The organism is Paraburkholderia largidicola (assembly GCF_013426895.1).
In the GTDB taxonomy this organism is placed as follows: domain Bacteria; phylum Pseudomonadota; class Gammaproteobacteria; order Burkholderiales; family Burkholderiaceae; genus Paraburkholderia; species Paraburkholderia largidicola.
This window is the reverse complement of record NZ_AP023175.1, coordinates 2,010,425-2,028,001: the sequence shown is the minus strand read 5'-3', so window position 1 is coordinate 2,028,001 and position 17,577 is coordinate 2,010,425. Positions and strand designations below refer to the sequence as shown.

At 62.6% G+C, this 17,577-nt stretch carries 17 protein-coding genes and 1 pseudogene; 6 read left to right on the top strand and 12 right to left on the bottom strand.

The genetic code is table 11. The features are described 5' to 3' along the window. Positions 1-337: 337 nt before the first annotated feature. A complete protein-coding gene (locus tag PPGU16_RS25740) occupies positions 338-1,141 on the top strand; it encodes a DUF3313 domain-containing protein (protein ID WP_180723217.1) in 804 nt (267 codons plus the stop codon). 362 nt (positions 1,142-1,503) lie between these two features. Here PPGU16_RS25740 and PPGU16_RS25735 read toward each other — a convergent pair whose 3' ends face one another. The 8 genes and pseudogenes from PPGU16_RS25735 to PPGU16_RS25700 all read right to left on the bottom strand — a co-directional run. Then, positions 1,504-2,490: an ABC transporter permease gene (locus PPGU16_RS25735; protein WP_180723216.1), complete on the bottom strand. Its 987-nt coding sequence runs from the start codon at positions 2,488-2,490 to the stop codon at positions 1,504-1,506. Next, positions 2,487-3,467 (bottom strand): ABC transporter permease, encoded by a 981-nt coding sequence (locus tag PPGU16_RS25730; RefSeq protein WP_180723215.1) that lies wholly within the window; start codon positions 3,465-3,467, stop codon positions 2,487-2,489. Before PPGU16_RS25730 ends, PPGU16_RS25735 begins: the two co-directional genes overlap by 4 nt. Beyond that, positions 3,464-5,038: a sugar ABC transporter ATP-binding protein gene (locus PPGU16_RS25725; protein WP_180723214.1), complete on the bottom strand. Its 1,575-nt coding sequence runs from the start codon at positions 5,036-5,038 to the stop codon at positions 3,464-3,466. Before PPGU16_RS25725 ends, PPGU16_RS25730 begins: the two co-directional genes overlap by 4 nt. Positions 5,039-5,074: 36 nt before the next feature. Then, on the bottom strand, positions 5,075-6,202 hold the full coding sequence (locus PPGU16_RS25720) for a sugar ABC transporter substrate-binding protein (RefSeq protein WP_180723213.1): 1,128 nt from the start codon (positions 6,200-6,202) through the stop codon (positions 5,075-5,077). Positions 6,203-6,709: 507 nt separating this feature from the next. Next, positions 6,710-7,234 carry a lytic transglycosylase domain-containing protein gene (locus PPGU16_RS25715; RefSeq protein WP_243460613.1) on the bottom strand — a complete coding sequence of 175 codons (525 nt, stop codon included), beginning with the start codon at positions 7,232-7,234 and terminating at the stop codon, positions 6,710-6,712. A gap of 38 nt (positions 7,235-7,272) precedes the next feature. After that, positions 7,273-8,070, bottom strand: coding sequence for a TadE/TadG family type IV pilus assembly protein (locus tag PPGU16_RS25710; RefSeq protein ID WP_180723211.1), 798 nt, complete (start codon positions 8,068-8,070; stop codon positions 7,273-7,275). After that, a complete protein-coding gene (locus PPGU16_RS25705) occupies positions 8,052-8,402 on the bottom strand; it encodes a DUF192 domain-containing protein (RefSeq protein ID WP_180723210.1) in 351 nt (116 codons plus the stop codon). Before PPGU16_RS25705 ends, PPGU16_RS25710 begins: the two co-directional genes overlap by 19 nt. Before the next feature lie 26 nt (positions 8,403-8,428). Then, a pseudogene (locus tag PPGU16_RS25700) lies at positions 8,429-8,812 on the bottom strand (response regulator); the annotation flags it as partial. Between the two features lie 372 nt (positions 8,813-9,184). On the opposite strand from PPGU16_RS25700, the gene PPGU16_RS25695 reads away from it, so the two are divergent. From PPGU16_RS25695 to PPGU16_RS25675, 5 genes are read left to right on the top strand one after another with little or no spacing between them, the layout of a single operon-like run. Next, entirely contained in the window at positions 9,185-9,916 is a 732-nt protein-coding gene (locus PPGU16_RS25695) for a TetR/AcrR family transcriptional regulator (RefSeq protein ID WP_180723209.1), read from the top strand. Continuing rightward, positions 9,913-10,887, top strand: coding sequence for an HlyD family secretion protein (locus tag PPGU16_RS25690; protein WP_180723208.1), 975 nt, complete (start codon positions 9,913-9,915; stop codon positions 10,885-10,887). Before PPGU16_RS25695 ends, PPGU16_RS25690 begins: the two co-directional genes overlap by 4 nt. Continuing rightward, positions 10,884-11,840 (top strand): ABC transporter ATP-binding protein, encoded by a 957-nt coding sequence (locus PPGU16_RS25685; protein ID WP_180723207.1) that lies wholly within the window; start codon positions 10,884-10,886, stop codon positions 11,838-11,840. Before PPGU16_RS25690 ends, PPGU16_RS25685 begins: the two co-directional genes overlap by 4 nt. After that, complete coding sequence (locus PPGU16_RS25680; RefSeq protein ID WP_180723206.1) at positions 11,837-12,973, top strand: ABC transporter permease; 1,137 nt, start codon at positions 11,837-11,839, stop codon at positions 12,971-12,973. The genes PPGU16_RS25685 and PPGU16_RS25680 overlap by 4 nt, the downstream gene beginning before the upstream one ends. A 10-nt stretch (positions 12,974-12,983) precedes the next feature. Then, the gene (locus tag PPGU16_RS25675; protein ID WP_180723205.1) at positions 12,984-14,438 is read left to right on the top strand and encodes an efflux transporter outer membrane subunit; all 1,455 of its coding nucleotides are present in this window, start codon (positions 12,984-12,986) and stop codon (positions 14,436-14,438) included. Positions 14,439-14,508: 70 nt separating this feature from the next. Here the strand turns inward: PPGU16_RS25675 and PPGU16_RS25670 are convergent, their stop codons facing one another. The 4 genes from PPGU16_RS25670 to PPGU16_RS25655 form a co-directional block, all read right to left on the bottom strand. Then, complete coding sequence (locus PPGU16_RS25670) at positions 14,509-14,760, bottom strand: GlsB/YeaQ/YmgE family stress response membrane protein (protein WP_180723204.1); 252 nt, start codon at positions 14,758-14,760, stop codon at positions 14,509-14,511. A gap of 77 nt (positions 14,761-14,837) precedes the next feature. After that, positions 14,838-15,137, bottom strand: a complete 300-nt coding sequence (locus tag PPGU16_RS25665) for a GNAT family N-acetyltransferase (RefSeq protein ID WP_243460612.1) — start codon at positions 15,135-15,137, stop codon at positions 14,838-14,840. 279 nt (positions 15,138-15,416) lie between these two features. After that, the gene (locus PPGU16_RS25660; protein WP_180723203.1) at positions 15,417-16,256 is read right to left on the bottom strand and encodes an ABC transporter permease; all 840 of its coding nucleotides are present in this window, start codon (positions 16,254-16,256) and stop codon (positions 15,417-15,419) included. 11 nt (positions 16,257-16,267) lie between these two features. Next, positions 16,268-17,539, bottom strand: a complete 1,272-nt coding sequence (locus tag PPGU16_RS25655) for an ABC transporter permease (protein WP_180723202.1) — start codon at positions 17,537-17,539, stop codon at positions 16,268-16,270. Positions 17,540-17,577: the final 38 nt, after the last annotated feature.

Sequence of the window (17,577 nt, the reverse complement as noted above, 5' to 3'; positions counted from 1 at the left end):
GCGCGGTACGCGTTGGAACTGGCAGTGACCTGTTCGCGCGAAATTTCTCGATTTGTAGAATATGTTTGTAGCAACCCTTACGTTCATACCGGCGCGCGCCGTCAATAAAAACGAAAAATGAGTGTTGCCTGCGCCAGTGTGGTGGTTGCGGCGTGGCCCCTTAAGCCCAGCTTCAGAATAAAGTACCAGAATAAGACCAAAGTCCAATATGACCTTCCAATTGAAGCGCCATCAATATTGACGTCAGCCGAGTGAGGTTGCCGCCGCGTGCCAAGGCGCATGCTGATTCGCAAACCAGATACCGAAACTCAGACAGGCGCGTAGGCACCTTACGCTGATGATTGACGTGTCCGAGCGCGAGCGTTGGGCGCAAAGCGTGTCTCTTCCATTGCTTCCGCGGTTAGCTAACCGCTATATGTCGCCCGCGCAGGCGGGCGCAACGGAGGGTGAGACGATGTTGAAGAACATATGTCCTCTGCTGGCGACGATGGCATTGGTCGCCTGCGCTGTCACAAACGAGCAACCGCTTTCCGATGTCGAAAAGGCATCGAAAACAGGGTTTCTGACCAATTATTCCCTGCTGCACCCGGGCAAGGAAGGCGAGGCGCGGCTTCGCTACATCAATCCGAATGCAAAGTGGAGTTCCTACACGGGAATCTTCCTCGAGCCTGTGGTGTTCATCAACGATGCCAACAAACCTATCGACGCGAGGGAGCAGCAGATATTGACGAGCTATTTCTACACGAAGTTGAAGACTAGCCTGTCGCGCGTGCTGCCGATTGTCGAACTGCAGGGCAAACACGTTATTGTCATCCGCGTCGCCCTGACTAACGTTACGAGCGGGACGCCAGGATTGCGCACAATCTCAGTGATCATCCCGCAGGCCCGGTTGCTCGATATGGTGCAGAGCCTCGGGACGGACACCTATGCCTTCGCCGGTTCGGCACAGGGCGAGGGCGAGGCCACGGACGGTGAAACCGGACAGGTTCTCGGCGAAGCGGTGGACGGCCGTGCCGGCGGAATGAGCATCGAGAATGCGGGTGCCGGAAAATGGGGCGACGCAGAGCATGTGATGGATTATTGGGCGGACCTAACGGCCAAACGCATAACCCAATTCAGGTCAGGCGCGCCGGCCCAGTAAGGCGCCATATTGTATTGATCGAGTGCCGCTCTCCAGGCACAAGTCGTCGAGTGCGGGACTGAGACAGGATGTCCAGAAGCCTCAATCCCCACTGTGCGCCACACGAGCACGCCGGCACGCCATCTACCTCACGGGAAAGAGACGGTCAGCGACTTTTTCAACAGCATCCCTTGGGAGCCGCCGTCGGAATAGCCCTGGTGCGAGCGGCGGCACATTGGGACGGGAGTTCACCCTTGCGAATTGAATGGCGGCTTGCTGGGTGGACGCGGCGTTGGAACGTCCGCGCGACGGCCCGGGCGAATGACGCATCATGGCCGGTTGCACGCGTTGATTGAACACGACTGCCGGCCCAGCACCTCACCCTACGCCTCTCGCTTGCTGCGCCCATACAGCAGCAGCATCGCCGCGATCACCACGCCGTAGATGATCTGACGCCCCGCCTCCGGCATCTGCGCGACCGAGAGGATCGATTGCAACAGTGTGATGAGGATCGCGCCGGCCACCGTGCCCAGGTATGAACCCCGTCCACCCAGAATCGACGTGCCGCCGAGCACGACGGCCGCGATCGCCGGCAACAGGTAAGCATCGCCCATCGACTGTGCGGCCTTCGACGCATAGCCCGCGAGCAGCACGCCGCCGAACGCGGCGAACCCGCTGCACACGGCGAAGGCGATCACGGTGACGAGCCGCGTATCGATGCCAGAAAGATACGCCGCGCGCTCGGTATTGCCGATCGCGTAAAGCGTGCGGCCAAAGGTCGTGCGCGACAGCAGGAACATCGTGGCGCCGCCGATCACCACCCACAGCGCGACGGCATTCGGCACGCCCGGTACGAGCCAGCCCGCCGCGAGCCATCGCATCACTTCGGGCGCGGAGTCCTGCGGCGACGACCCGCCCGTATAAACAATCATGATGCCCTGCGCGACCGCATTGGTCGCGAGCGTCGCGATCATCGACGGAATGCGCAGCAGTGCGACGAGGATGCCGTTGACGATGCCGATCAGCACGCCGCAACCAATCCCGACCGGAATCGCGAGGATGCGCCCGACATCGCCGTGCCCTGCTACCGCGCACGCCATCATCGCGCCGACGGTGATCGTCCACGGCAGCGACAGATCGATGTGGCCAAGCAGGATCACCATCATCAGGCCGGTCGCGATGATGCCGAGGAATGCGCCGACCTTCAGTTGCAGCAGGATGTATTCCGGCGACGTGAAGTTGCGCGAGAACATCCCGCCGACGAGCAGCAGCGCGACGATGCACGCGAATGCGATCACGATCGGTTTGTCGATTCTGCGGGTGAGTCTCGACACGAACGTCGTGCGGCCGGTCGCGGGAGCGTGACTCATTGAAACCACTCCAGACGGTTGCGCACCCTGAACAATCCGCACGCGCCGATCGCGACCGCAAGCAGAAGAATCATGCCCTGAAATAGCGGCTGCCACAGCGGATCGACGTTGAACACGAACAGCAGATCGCCGATGCAACGGAACGCGAATGCGCCAAAGATCGCGCCGATCGCGCTGCCCTTGCCGCCGAGCAGCGACACGCCGCCGATCACTACCGCGGCGATCGAAAACAGCGTGTACGAGTTCGCGCTGCCGAGGTTCGCTTCGCCGGTGTCCGTGAAGAACGTCAGAAACAGGCCGCCAGCTGCCGCGAGCAGGCCGGCCAGCGTATAGCTCGCGAACTTCGCGCGGCGGATCGGCATGCCGGACAGGAAAGCCGCAGGTTCGGACGACCCGGTCGCGTATGCCGCTCGCCCGATCGCCGAGCGTTTGAAAGGAATCCAGACGATCACGATCGCAGCGAGCAAAATGAGCAAGCTCGCTGGCAGAACGCCGGCGACCTTGCCTGTCAGCGTGTCGGCGAGATCTTCGTTGATCGATCCGCCGGGCACCGGGCGCAGCAGCAGCGCCAATCCGTAGTAGACGGCGCCCGTCGCAATCGTCGTGACGATCGGCTGCAGCCGGCCGAAAATGATGATCACGCCGTTCAGCGCGCCGCAGAGCGCACCCGCGCCGAGCACGCCGGCGATGCCGAGCGCGCTGTGCAGCGAGTCGCCTGTGACGATCCACGACCCGACGCAATTCGTCAGCACCAGCGTCATGCCGATCGACAGGTCGATGCCGGCGGTCAGCACGACGAGCGCCTGCCCCATCGAGACGAGCGCGAGCAGTACCGCTTTGTTCGCTGCCGTCTGAAATACGTTGGCCGATAACGCCGACGGATAGTTGACGAGATAGATCGCGAACATCAGCAGGAACAGGCCGAACGCGAACACCGCTCCGCGATTCTCCGCATACCAGTAACGCAGCCCGCTCATCGCGCCGCTCCCGTGGTAGGCACAATCTGTCCGACGGGCAGGTCGAGAGCACTGGCAATCAGGTTCTGCTCGGTAATCGCCGAGCCGACGAGTTCCTTCTTGATCCTGCCTTCGTACAGTACGAGCACGCGGTCGCAGCAGCCGATCAGCTCGTCATAGTCGGTCGAATAGAAGACGATCGCGGCCCCTTCGTCGGCAAGACGCCTGAGCAGCTGGTAGAGCTCCTGCTTGGTGCCGACGTCGATACCGCGCGTCGGGTCGCTGAGCAGCAGGATCTTCGGCTGCCGCATCAGCCACTTCGCGATGACGACCTTCTGCTGGTTGCCGCCCGACAACGAGCCCACGGGCGCGTCGACGCTGAACGACTTGATCGCAAGCAGCTCCATCATCCGCTCGACGAGCGACTGCTGGCGGTCGCGATCGATGATGCCGGCGGTGGACATGCAATCGAGTGCGGCAAACGACAGGTTCTCGCGTACCGACATCGGCAGCATCAAGCCTTCCGTCTTGCGGTCCTCGGGTATCAGCGCCATACCGATTTCGTTCGCGCGCGCGGCCGTCGGGCTCCCGATCGACACGGCTTTGCCGTTGATCTCGATCTTGCCCGCGCAGCCGCGCAACACGCCGAACAGCGCGAGCAGCAGTTCGCGCTGGCCTTGTCCGTCGAGGCCGCCCAGTCCGAGGATTTCACCGGGCTGCAACGACAAGCTGATGCCCCGCAGCGTGTCGCTCCATGCGAGATCACGACAGGCGAGAACCGGCACGGTGCTGCGGGCGTCCGCGGGCTGGTCCGCCGGTTTGGCCGCGGGTTTGGCAGGAAACGCATGCTGGTATTTCCGGCCGATCATCATTTCGACGACCTCATTGTCGGAGCGCGTGCCCGCCTCGAAGCTCATGACATGGCGACCGTTCCGGTAGACCGTGCATTCGTCCGCGAGCGCCTTCACCTCGTGCATCCGATGCGAGATGAACAGCAGCGCGAGCCCCTCTTCGCGCAGGCGCTTGAGCACCTCGATCACGCGCGCGACGTCGGCGGCCGTCAGCGCCGAGGTGGCTTCGTCGAGGATCAGAATGCGCGGCGCGTGTGCCAGCCCCTTCGCGAGCTCGACCATCTGCTGGCGCGACAGCGGCAGGTCCCGGACTTTAGCAAGCGGATTGATGTCGGCGGCGCCCGCTCGCGCGAGCGCCTCCTCGGCCTGGCGGCGTTGGGCCCGCCGGTCGATCATCCCGAAACGTCGCGGCGGGTTCGCAGCGTAGATGTTGTCCGCCACGCTCAAGTCGGGGATCAGGGACAGCTCCTGATACACGCAGACGATACCCGCCGCGTTCGCCTCGGCAGGCGACGCGAACGAGACCTGCCGGCCATCGAAATGCATCGTGCCCTCGTCCGGCTGCACGACGCCGGACATCACCTTCAGCAACGTGGACTTGCCCGCGCCGTTCTCGCCGAGGATCGCGTGAATGCGGCCTCTGCGCACCGTGAGTTCGGCGTGATCCAGCGCGACGGCGCCGCCGTAGCTTTTCGACACGCCCGACATCTGAAAGAACGGCTGCTCTGCGTCCTGCGGCATGCTTCGTCTCCGGTCACAGCGCGGGCCATCATCCAGTTACTGGTTGCCCTGGTTCTGCTTCATGATTTCCTGAGCAGAGAAATTGATGCCGCATGTCGGAAACGAGTTGCCGACGAAAAAGTTGTCGGAGTCGTTCGGAAAATAGTTGACGCCCGACTTCAACATCGAATCGTCGGTAACGTCGAGCGGCAGCTTGATCGCCACGGGAATCGTCTGGCCATCCAGCGCAGCGAGTGCCGTCTTGATCGCCACGGCCACCTGCGCGGGCCCGGTGCCCGCCGACGTGCACTTCAGGCCCTGGCTCCCATACTGCGCGCAGAACTTGCGAAAGCCGTTCTCCGTCTCACCACCGAAAGGCACGAACGGGTGTTTCGCATCGATCATCGCGCGCACGACGCCCGTGTCGCCGCCTTGCGCCGATATGCCATCGAAATGACCCTGCACGGCAATCGCGTCGGCGGCTGCCTTTTGCGCGACCCCGTCGTCCCACTTGCCGTAGACCTGGACGACGTTCCACTTCTTGCCGGTGTCGTCCAGCGTTTTCGTGAAACCATTGTGCCGGTCCGTGTCGACCGACGTGCCCGCCACCCCGCGAACTTCGAGCACCTTGCCGCCGTTCGGCAAATGGCCCGCGAGCCATTTGGCCCACAGCGCGCCGAGCCCATACTGGTCGACATTGACGTTGATCGCGTCTGTGCTGTCGAGCGTGTTGTCGAACGCGACCAGCACCACACCCGCGCTCTTCGCCCGGCGGATTGCAGGGCCGAATGAGGAGGGGTTCTGCGCGTTCACGATGACGGCGTCATAACCGGCATCGATGAAGTTGTTGACGGCCGAGATCTGCGCCGGAACGTCCTCGCCCGTCGAGACGACCTTGAATTCCTTGAGCTTGGCGGCAACGGCCGGTTGTGCGGTGTAGGCCTTGGCCGTCCTGATCATCTGGATACGCCAGGTGTTCGCGATATAGCCGTTCACGAGTGCGACCCGGTAAGGCGCGTTCTTCTTCGGATACTTGATGAACTTCGTATCGCTCTTCCAGGGGACCATGCAGGTGGGATCGCTGGACGGCCCTGAAACGATCGAAGCCTGCGCGAAAGCCCCGCTTGCGCAGAGCGCCAGTGCGGCGCTCGCCGCCGCTCGAAGCACGTGGATTCCAGAAAGCATGTTGCCTCCTTTTTGTTCGACTGGACGTACCGGTTGCCTGCGCACAGGTGTGGTCGTGGACGGCCGGCACGGTGTGCGTGAAGCACGGAACCTTGCGGAGATGTTATGGCGGGACTGGATCGGACTTGCAGAAGGAGCTTTTCAACGGCACCTCCCCGAAGCGAAAAGAAGGGCATGCGTATACGCGTTTCCGTCTGACAGTACTAACATCCCAATCCACGCGCGATAGTGGTTTACCAGTGAGTCCAACACACCGGGCGATCGGGCTGAAACCCTTGGTGGATAAGGACTGGGCTGCCGGGCCCGACATCCGGACGGTCGACCGCGATCGCGTCGGCGGCTTTAAATAGCCAAACGAATGCTCGACTGTCGCCGCTCGGCCCAATCTGATCGACCGTGTTGGCCGTTCCGCGACACCTCGTTAGCCCCTGCATCCCGCCGCCTTCGCTGTGCTGCACAATGACACATCAACTGCGGCATACAGATACTTCTTTTTGCCGCCATGCGTCATCGCCGATAAACCCCCACCCGTTCCATCACCCGCCGCACGTACTTCTGCGTCTCCGCATACGGCGGAACCATACCGCCGAACTTACGCACCGCCCCTTCCCCCGCGTTATACGCAGCGAGCGCCAGTGACACATCGCCGAACGTCGCAAGCAGCGTATCGAGCAGGCGCGTGCCCGCGGCCACATTCTGATAAGGATCGAACAGATCGTCCGCACCTTGCCGCGCGCCTGTTCGCGGCATCAACTGCATCAAACCTCTTGCACCCTTGGGCGACACCGCAAACGGATCACCGCCCGATTCGACATCGATGACAGCCATCAGCAGCGCTTTGTCGACACTACTGCGCTTCGCAACGTCATCGACGAGCGCCGTCCAAGCGAGAACTTTCGAACGCGCGCGCTGGGCCTCCCATGGCGCATCGAACTCGACGATCAACGGCCCATCGGCATCGGCGCCAGCATCAACGCCGCTCGACCCACCGATCACCATCTCCACACGCCCGGCCGCGCACACATTGCTCACGACACACGCCATGACCCCGAGCAACAGCATTCGGCGCATCAACGCCCCACCGTCGCATGCACTTCATTCGCCGCCTCCGCACGAAACGGCGACTGCATCCGCACGATCGCCTCGGATTCCAGCGCAACCGGCCAACGCTGGCTCTGCCCTCCGTCGACAAGCGTCGTCCTGCACACACTCTCGGGCCGTTTCGGCGAGCCATACGCATCGACGCTCGCCTGCGCGGGCTCGCGCGAAAACACACCGTTCGCCGCAATATCGCCGATCGTATTCGTCGCGTAGTACAGCACCTTGTTCGCGACGGGCACGTTCAGATCAAAGCAATAGTGCACACGCAGTTTCAGCAGATTCGCATCCTGCACATTCACATCCGATTCCGCGCCGTGCGTGGTGTCGCGATACATCAGCATGTCATTGGGGATTTCATCGTGCGCGACGCCCTCAGCGGGATAGAAGCGCGGACGCGCGAAATCGCGCATCATCGCCACCGTCGGACTGACGATCTCGATCGATGCCCTCTCGCCCACGGCACGTTGCGCAGCACGCAGCGCCGCTTGCACACCCCCCGCGTCAGCGCTGCGCGTATACAAAGGCGCGAGGCCACGCGCGAGCCCCGCTTGCATCGTCTCCATCGAACCGTGATTGACAGCCCCTTCACGCGCGGCTTCGAGCAAGGCGACATCGAGCGTCGATTTTGCCTGGTACAGCAGCACGAACTGCACGGTGACGAAGCCGAAGAACAGCAACAGCGGCGCGACGACGAGAAACTCCGTCATCCCTTGCCCCGTCATCCGGCGCTTACGCATGCCTCGGTGCTTCACGTCGAAGCCCTCCATTCAAGCCTGTCACCGGCGTCTATCTGCAAGGTCTCCACCGCATGCGCACGCATCTCCAACGCCGTTCGTGCACGCCAGCAGACGAGCACACGCCCACGACCGACATTTCGATGAACCGACAGCACGCGCCCACGCCTGTCGATAAAGACCACGTCGATCGGAAAACGCATGCCGAACGTATGCACGGCATTGCACGGTTCGAGCCATAGCGCGCGATTCGCATCGAGTCCATCGCGCCCGAGCAATCCGCGCATCCGCTCAATCAGCCCGCCCGCGACTTCGACCTCGATATCAGCCAGTTCGCCGCGACAAACCAGACGCGCGTGCTTCACAGCAAGCCCTCCTGCATGAACTTCATCGCAATCGGAAACACGCTGTAGCCCGACATCACGGCCTCGACACTGCGCATGATCTCCTTCACGTCCTGCGACTTGCTGACGAAGCCTTGCGCGCCCGCGCGCATGGCACGGGACACGAAAGTGGACGCATCGTGGCTCGACAAAATCAGTACGCGCATGGACGGATGCCCGGCTTTCAGGCGTGAGAGCACATCGAGGCCATTGATGCGCGGAATATCCAGATCGAGAATGGTGAGATCGGGGGCGAATTGACGCGCCATTTCCATTGCGGACTGGCCGTTGTCTGCTTCGAATACTTCCTGCGTGCCGAGCAATTGCAATAGATGAGTCTTGATAACCAGCCGAAACGCCGGATGATCGTCCACTATTAATATAGAAGCCAACTGCCGTTCTCCAGATTTTCTTTAATCTCACGTGCTGTCGCGCTACCACACGGCGTGTTTATCGGCTACATGCCTTTATGCGGCGATTATTCTAAGTCATTATCGACCCATTTATTCTGCGGAATATTCTGCATTCCGTATTTTTCTTTACGTCTTCTTTCCACTTTATTTGTTATTCAATTTCCGATAATGCTCACGGCATAAGAAAGTAAATCCGGCGAGCGAGATTTTGCTTATGCATGGCAGCGCACGCGTGCGGCGTCGCTTGCCGGCTAGAGGACGATGCCCGGCGGCATGCCCAACGAGGCAACTTGCCGCATCCGAGGTAAACCCACTTGAATTTAACTAACTCGTCAATTAAGCTTCCGGCCCATGAACATGAAACGTCCATCGGCCAAACCGCGCGGGCGCCGCCCCGTCGTCGAGAACTTCGACGTGCGCGAGCATCTGCTCGATACCGCTACGCGCCTGTTCTCGGAACGCGGCATCGCGGCCACCACCGTCGCGCAGATTGCCGTGGCCGCCGAAGTCACGTCCGCGCTCGTGCACTATTACTTCACGAACCGCGAGACGCTGCTCGACGCTATCGTCGAGGAACGGCTCGCGCCGTCCGTCGGCTTTGTGTGGAGCGCCGCCGGGGAGGATTCCAGCGACGATCCGTTCGTGATGGTCGCCGAGTTCGTCAAGCGTCTGTTCGACGTGACGGGCCGCATGCCATGGCTGCCGCCGCTCTGGCTGCGCGAGGTCGTCAACGAGGGCGGCATGTTGCGCGACCGCATGATCACGCGCATTCCGTTCGACAACATCAAGCGGTTCGGCGCGCGCATCAAGGAAGCGCAGCACGCGGGCGCGGTGAATCCCGACCTCGATCCGCTGTTGATGTTCAACTCGCTCTTCGCGCTCGTGATGCTGCCGCAAGCGGCCGCAAAAATGTGGCAGAGCATTCGCGGCTTTCCGGCTATCGAACGCGAGACGCTGCAGCGGCACGTCACGGCGCTGCTGCTTGGCGGCATGCATCCGCCTGCGGCACGTGGCGCGAGCAAGCCGGCCGCCAAAAACGCGGGCAACACGGCGCGCCGCCCATCCACAAGGTCCAGTTCATGAAGCATTCACGTCCATCCGCTCGCGTCGTACGGACTGTTGCGGCGCTCGTTGCATGCGGCGCGCTCGGCGCGTGTTCGCATCGCGCCGACAATACATGGCAAGGCTATGTCGAAGGCGAGTTCGTCTATCTCGGCTCGTCGCAATCGGGCAAGCTGACGCAACTCGATGTCGCGCGCGGCGATCAGCTCACGGCGAACGCACCCGTTTTCGCGCTCGAATCCGTCGACGAAACGGCGGCGTTGCAGCAGGCGCAGCAACAGCTCGCCGCCGCCCGCGCGCAACTCGCGGACATCCAGACGGGCAAGCGCCCGCCGGAAATCGACGTGACGAAGGCGCAGCTCGCGCAGGCCGTGGCGAACGCGCGCAAGGCCACGCTGCAATTGACGCGCGACGAAGCGCAGTATCGTGCGGGCGGCATTCCGAAGGGACAGCTCGACGATACACGCGCCGCCGCCGATGCCGCCAACGCGCAGGTGCGCGAGCTGACGCGCGAAGTCCAGGTCGCGCGGTTGCCAGGCCGCTCGCAACAGTTGCTCGCGCAGACCGCGCAGGTCGAAGCGGCGCAGGCTGCCGTGGCGCAGGCGCAATGGAAGCTCGACCAGAAGCGCGTCAACGCGCCCGCCAGAGGCCGCGTCTACGACACGCTGTACCGTGTAGGCGAATGGGTGCAGGCGGGTAATCCCGTCGTGCAGATGCTGCCGCCGCAAAACGTGAAGGTGCGCTTTTTCGTGCCCGAAACCGCGGTCGGCGCGCTCGCGCCTGGCCGCGCGCTGAGGGTCCATTGCGACGGCTGCGCGTCCGATATCGACGCGAAGATCACTTACGTGTCGAGTTCGGCGGAATACACACCGCCCGTTATCTACAGCAACGAGAGCCGCGCGAAGCTCGTGTTCATGGTCGAAGCGCATCCTTCCGTCGACGATGCGCCGCGCCTGCATCCCGGTCAGCCCGTTTCGGTGACGTTGCGATGAGCACGCCGAACGGTTCGTCGCAAGGTTCGCTCGCGATCGACGTGCACAACCTCAACAAGCACTTCGGCGACAAGCACGTCGTCAACGATGTGACGTTACAGGTCGCGCGTGGCGAGATCTTCGGCTTTCTCGGTCCGAACGGCAGTGGCAAGACGACGTCGATCCGCCTGATGTGCGGCCTGCTCACGCCGGATTCCGGCAGCGGCACCTGCCTCGGCTACGACATCGTGCGCGACAGCGCGCAGATCAAGCGCAACGTCGGTTATATGACGCAGCGCTTCTCGTACTGGGAAGACATGACGATCCGCGAGAATCTCGACTTCGTCGCGCGCATCTATCAGATGCGCGACCGCAAGGAGAAGGTGGATCGCGCGCTCGAAACGCTCGGCTTGCAGACGCGCGCGGACCAGTTGACGGGCGCGCTGTCGGGCGGCTGGAAACAGCGGCTCGCGCTCGCCGCCTGCATGCTGCACGAACCGAAGCTGCTGTTGCTCGACGAGCCGACAGCAGGCGTCGACCCGACTGCGCGCCGCGACTTCTGGGAAGAGCTGCACCGGCTCGCTGCGCAAGGCATTTCGGTGCTGGTCAGCACGCACTACATGGATGAAGCGGAGCGCTGCCACAAGCTCGCCTATATCGCGTACGGCAAACTGCTCGCGCAAGGCACCGCGCAGCAGGTGATCGAATCACAGGCGCTCGCCACGTGGGCGATCCACGGCGAGCGTCTGACGCAGCTGTCCGAACAGTTGCGCAAGACGCCTGGCGTCGATCAGACCGTCGTGTTCGGCTCCGCGCTGCATGCGAGCAGCCACGACCACGACGCGCTCGAAAAGGCGATCAGACAGGTCACCTCCGGCCTGCCCGTGCGGATCGAGCCGATCGAAACCGGCCTCGAAGACGTCTTCATCTACATGATGAGCCGCTCGGCCGACAACTACGGAAAAGCATCGTGAACCGCGTATTCTCCGTGACGCGCTGGTGGGGCATCGTCCTCAAGGAGTTCGTCCAGTTGCGGCGCGACCGCATCACGTTCGGCATGATCGTCGGCTTGCCGATTCTTCAGCTCGCATTGTTCGGTTTCGCGATCAACACCGACCCGAAGCATCTGCGCACGGCCGTCGTCATCAGCGAGCCGAGTCAGTTCTCGCGCAGCTTCGTAGCGGCGATGAAGAACTCGGACTATTTCCATGTCGTCGACACGCTGCCCGACGACGCCGCAGCACGCGAAGCGCTGGCGCGTGGCGACGTGACCTTCGTCGTGTCGATTCCCGTCGATTTTTCGCGGCGCCTGTTGCGCGGCGAACGGCCCGCGCTGCTCGTCGAAGCCGACGCCACCGATCCGACCGCGACACAAGCGCCGCTCGCCGCGCTGCCCGGTCTCGTGCAATCGGTCGCGGACAAGGACATCACCGGGCCGCTCGCGCATCTGAACGGCGCGCCCGCCGCGTTCGACGTGCAGATCCACAAGCTCTACAACCCCGAGGGCATCACGCAATACAACGTCGTGCCGGGCCTGATGGGCACGATCCTCACGCTGACGATGGTCATGATGACGGGCCTCGCGATGACCCGCGAACGCGAGCGCGGCACGATGGAAAACCTGCTCGCGACACCCGTGCTGCCCATCGAGGTAATCGCGGGCAAACTGGTGCCGTATATCGCGATCGGGCTCGTGCAGTCGTCGATCATTCTGGCGGCGGCGCGTTATGTCTTCAACGTGCCGTTCGTCGGCAGTCTGGTCGCGCTGTATGTCGCGGCGCTGCTGTTCATCGCGGCGAACCTGACGGTCGGCATTACGCTGTCGTCGATTGCGCAGAACCAGTTGCAGGCGATGCAACTCACCATCTTCTACTTTCTGCCGAGCCTGCTGCTGTCGGGCTTCATGTTCCCATTCGCGGGCATGCCCGTGTGGGCGCAATGGATCGGCAATCTGCTGCCGCTCACGTACTTCAACCGGCTGGTGCGCGGCATTCTGCTCAAGGGCAACGGCTGGGTCGAACTGTGGCCGTCGGTGTGGCCCGTCGCGATCTTCACTGTCGTCGTGTTGGCCATTGCCGTGCGCTTCTATCGGCGCACCCTGGATTAGGAGGTCGACGATGAAACACTACGTGCTGGTGTCGGCGCTCGCGCTGTGCGGCTGCGCGGTCGGCCCCGACTTCCATGCGCCCGCCGCGCCCGATGCGCCGTCGTACACGCGTGAAGCGCTGCCCGCCGCGACGCAAGCCGCAGGCGCGACGCAAACGCTCGTCACCGCGAACAATGCGCTGCCTATGTGGTGGACGCAGTTTCGCTCCGACGCGCTGAATCGTCTCGTCGACATGGCACTGCAACACAGCCCGACGCTCGATGAAGCGCGGGCGAAACTCGTCGAAGCGCGCGAGAACTACGTCGCGCAAGCAGGCGCGACCGAGTTCCCGACCATCGATGCGAAGCTTTCCGGCACGCGTCAAAAAGTGAATCCTGCTGCGTTCGGTGTTCCGAATGTGCCGAACCCCGGGCCGTTCACGCTGTTCAATGTGTCGGTGAGCGTGTCGTACATGCTCGATATTTTCGGCGGCAACCGCCGCGCGCTTGAAGCGCTGCTTGCGCAAGTCGATTACCAGTCGTATGAACTCGATGCCGCGCGCCTGTCGCTGGCGGGCAACGTCGTATCGACTGCGATCCGGCGCGCGTCGCTGCAACAACAGCTCGCGTTGACGCAGCAACTGGCGGATGCGCAGGCCCGCCAACTGACGATCGTCGAAGGACGCTACGCGGCGGGCGGCGTCGCGCAACTCGATGTGCGCACGCAGCGCACGCTGGTCGCGCAAACGCGCGCGCAGATTCCTCCGCTGACGACGCAACTCGCGCAGGCCGATCATCAACTCGCGATCCTGCTCGGCGTCGCGCCGTCGCAAGCGGATTTCAACGACATCACGCTCGATGCGCTGCATCTGCCCGACACCGTGCCCGTGACATTGCCGTCGACACTCGCACGCGAGCGGCCCGACATCCGCGCATCGGAAGCGCTGTTGCATCAGGCGAGCGCGAATGTCGGCGTGGCGACGGCGAATCTGTATCCGCAGTTCGTCGTGTCGGCGGGGATCGGCTCGGAGCGCACGCGCATTGAAGATGTCGTCAACAGCTTGAACGTGTGGAACCTCGGCCTGAACCTGACGCAGCCGATCTTTCACGGCGGCGAACTGCGCGCGAAGAAGCGCGCCGCGCAGGCTGCCTACGATGCGGCGTTTGCGTCGTATCGGCAGACGGTGTTGCAGGCGCTCCAGCAAGTCGCCGATACGCTGCACGCACTGAATGGCGATGCGCGCGAATTGCAGGCGCGCGATGACGCGGCGTCGGAAGCGCAAGCAAGCGTGACGATCGCACAGGCGCAGTATGCGGCGGGCGGCGTCAGTCAGTTCAGCTTGATCGATACGCAGCGCCAGGCGTTGCAGACTGCGCTCGACAGGACGCGGGCGCAGGCAGATCGTCTCGCGGATACGGCCGCGCTGTTTCAGGCGCTGGGTGGGATGACCCCGGGAGCGGCGAGCGATCAGACGGCAAAGCGATAGCCGCAGAAACGACAAACCCGGCCGAGGCCGGGTTTGTATTTTGCGCGTGGCGCCTGGTTTCGAGTCCGTGTTATCGGCGCCGGAACAGACGAATGGCGAACAGGAGAATGACCGCGCCGACGAACGCCGTGATCGTCGAGCCGATCCATCCGCTGCCAAGCGAGATATGCAGCACGCCCGACAGCCAGCCGCCGATAAACGCGCCCACCACGCCGATGACGATATCGAGAATGACGCCGAAGCCGCTGCCCGACACCAGCACGCTAGCAAGCCAGCCGGCGACACAGCCGATGATCAGCCATGCAATGATTCCGTGTTCCATAATTTTCTCAGGTTCCCACTGGGAGTAATAAGAGCCGTAGTTTTAACGCAGCGCTCGACCTGAGTTGTCAACGTTTGTCACAGTGGGAGCAACGATGCGTCGGCATGCTCACCATCCAGATATAACACCATGGTTTCTTCGTCGAAGTAGAGGCACGGGAACGGATGCGAGAGCCGCTCGACGCCATAGCCAGCCAATCCGCTCGACGTATAAAGCCGCCGCGCACGATGGTTTTCGGTACTGGCGCGAAGATGAATCTGCATCAATCGCATAGTGCGCGCATGCGTGAACGCGGCCCCGAGCAATTCGCGCGCGACTCCCACGTTACGATACAGAGGATGAACGACCACGCCCCACAGCACCCCTTTGTGCCGCAACTGCGCGTAAGGCTCCTGTTTTGAGGCCGGCGATTCCGATCAGCATGTGCTGATCGAACACGCCGAACACAATCTGTTCCGACGTTCACCGTATTTGCGCAACGATCGCGTCGAGCGGCCGTGCGCTCTCTTCTTCGAGAGCGGGCTATACAGGAACCTTCAGGATAACTAGCGAAGCTACGACAATTTATGAAAAACGCGCGTAAACAATGCAATCGTGCGCGCCATCACCGCACAGATAAACGTGTGACCGCAACGACATAGCGGAAACCAGTCGACTCACGCCGCAATAGCCCGCGCCGCATTCCTTCCGCGCAGCCATTCGAGCGCGAGCAGCAGGCAGGTCGAGAACACGATAAGAATCGTCGCGAGCGCGGCGATGGTCGGGCTGATGTTCTCGCGAATGCCGGTGAACATCTGCCGCGGCAACGTCGTCTGATCGGCGCCTGCCAGAAAGAGCGTGACGACCACTTCATCGAACGACGTCGCGAACGCGAACAGTGCACCCGAGATTACACCCGGCGCAATCACCGGCAGCGTGATGCTGAAAAACGTCTTCACGGGGTTCGCGCCGAGCGACAGACTTGCCCGCACGAGGTTGTAGTTGAACCCCTGCAATGTAGCCGCCACCGTCGTCACGACGAACGGCACGCCCAGCGACGCATGCGCCATGATCAGGCCGATATACGTGTTGGCCAGTCCCAGCGGCGCAAAGAACAGATACATGCCGACACCGACCACGACGACGGGCACGATCATCGGCGAAATCAGAATCGCCATCAACAGCGCCTTGCCCTTGAAGTTCGCCTTCGTCAGGCCGATCGCAGCGAGCGTGCCAAGCACGGTGGCCAGCACGGTCGCCGACGGCGCAACGATAAAGCTGTTCTTCGCGGCCATCCGCCATTCGTCGGAGGCGATCAGGTTCTGATACCAGCGCAGCGACCAGCCCGGAATCGGATAGACGAGAAACGTGCTCGACGAAAACGACAGCGGCACGATCGCGAGCACGGGCAGGATCAGATACAGCAGCGTCAGCACGGCAAGTCCGCGCAACGTGAAGTACCACACGCGCTCGATCATCGACGTATGCGGCGCGAACATCGGTTTGGCAAATTTCATCGCGTCGCTCCTCAACCGAGGCTCACGTTCGAACGCGTGAAGCGTCCGTAGATCACATACAGCACCAGCGTCGCCGCGAGCAGCAACCCGCCGAGCGCGCACGCCATGCCCCAGTTGATCGTCACGTTGGTGAAGTACGCGACGTAGTAGCTGACCATCTGATCGTTCGGTCCGCCGAGCAGTGCCGGCGTGATGTAGTAGCCGATCGCGAGAATGAACACGAGCAGCGCGCCCGCGCCGATGCCCGGATACGTCTGCGGCACATACACGCGCCAGAACGCTGCGAACGGATGCGAGCCAAGCGAAATAGCCGCGCGCTGATACGTGGGCGGAATCGACTTCATCACGCTGTAGAGCGGCAGGATCATGAACGGCAGCAGAATGTGCGTCATCGAGATATACACGCCGACGCGATTGAACAGCAACGCCAGCGGATCGTGTATCAGGCCCGAGCCGATCAGCGCCTTGTTGACGAGCCCTTCGCTTTGCAGAATCACGATCCACGCAGCGACGCGCACGAGAATCGACGTCCAGAACGGAATCAGCACGAGGATCATCACGAGATTCGCGCGCCGTTCATTGAGCGTCGAAATCCAGTACGCGAGCGGATAACCGAGCAGCAGCGCGAACACCGTCACCGCGAAACCGATCACGAACGTGCGGCTGAATACGGCGAGATAGATCTGCTGCTCAGGGTCGGTCGGAATGATGTGACCGAACGCGTCCTGCTTGTGATCGAGCGAGGCGAGCAGATAGAACGGCGAAATCGTGCTGCCGTTCTTCGCGATTGCCTGCCAGTACTTCGCGTCGCCCCAACGTTCGTCGACTTCGAGAATCTTCGCCTTCACCTGAGCCGGCGGCAGTGCATGGCCCGCGCCGTCGTTCAGCGGCATCGCGCGCGCCGTCTTCGCGACGAGCGAGCGATAGCCAGGAATCTCCGTGTTCAGCCGGCGCGCGAGCGCGCCCATTGCTTCGCCATCGGCGACGGCGGTGAGATCGGTGGCCAGCGCGGCGTAGGCGGCGTCTGTCGGCACCGACTTGCGGTCCCAGTCGCGCAGCGCCGTTATCGTATGCGGCAGCGCCGTCGCGATCTCAGGGTTCTGCACCGCGCGCGTCAACAGCGCGCCGATCGGCACGACGAAAATCATCAGCAGAAACAGCGCGAGCGGTGCGATCAGCAGCAGCGCCATCGCGCGCTTCTTCGCTTCGGCGGCCTTCAGCTCGCGCTTGAGTTTGTTGGTCGACTCGGGGGCCGGGTCGGCGGCGATCGTGATCGTCGTCACGGGTTTCTCCTGCGTCAATGCAGCTCTGCTACAGCGAT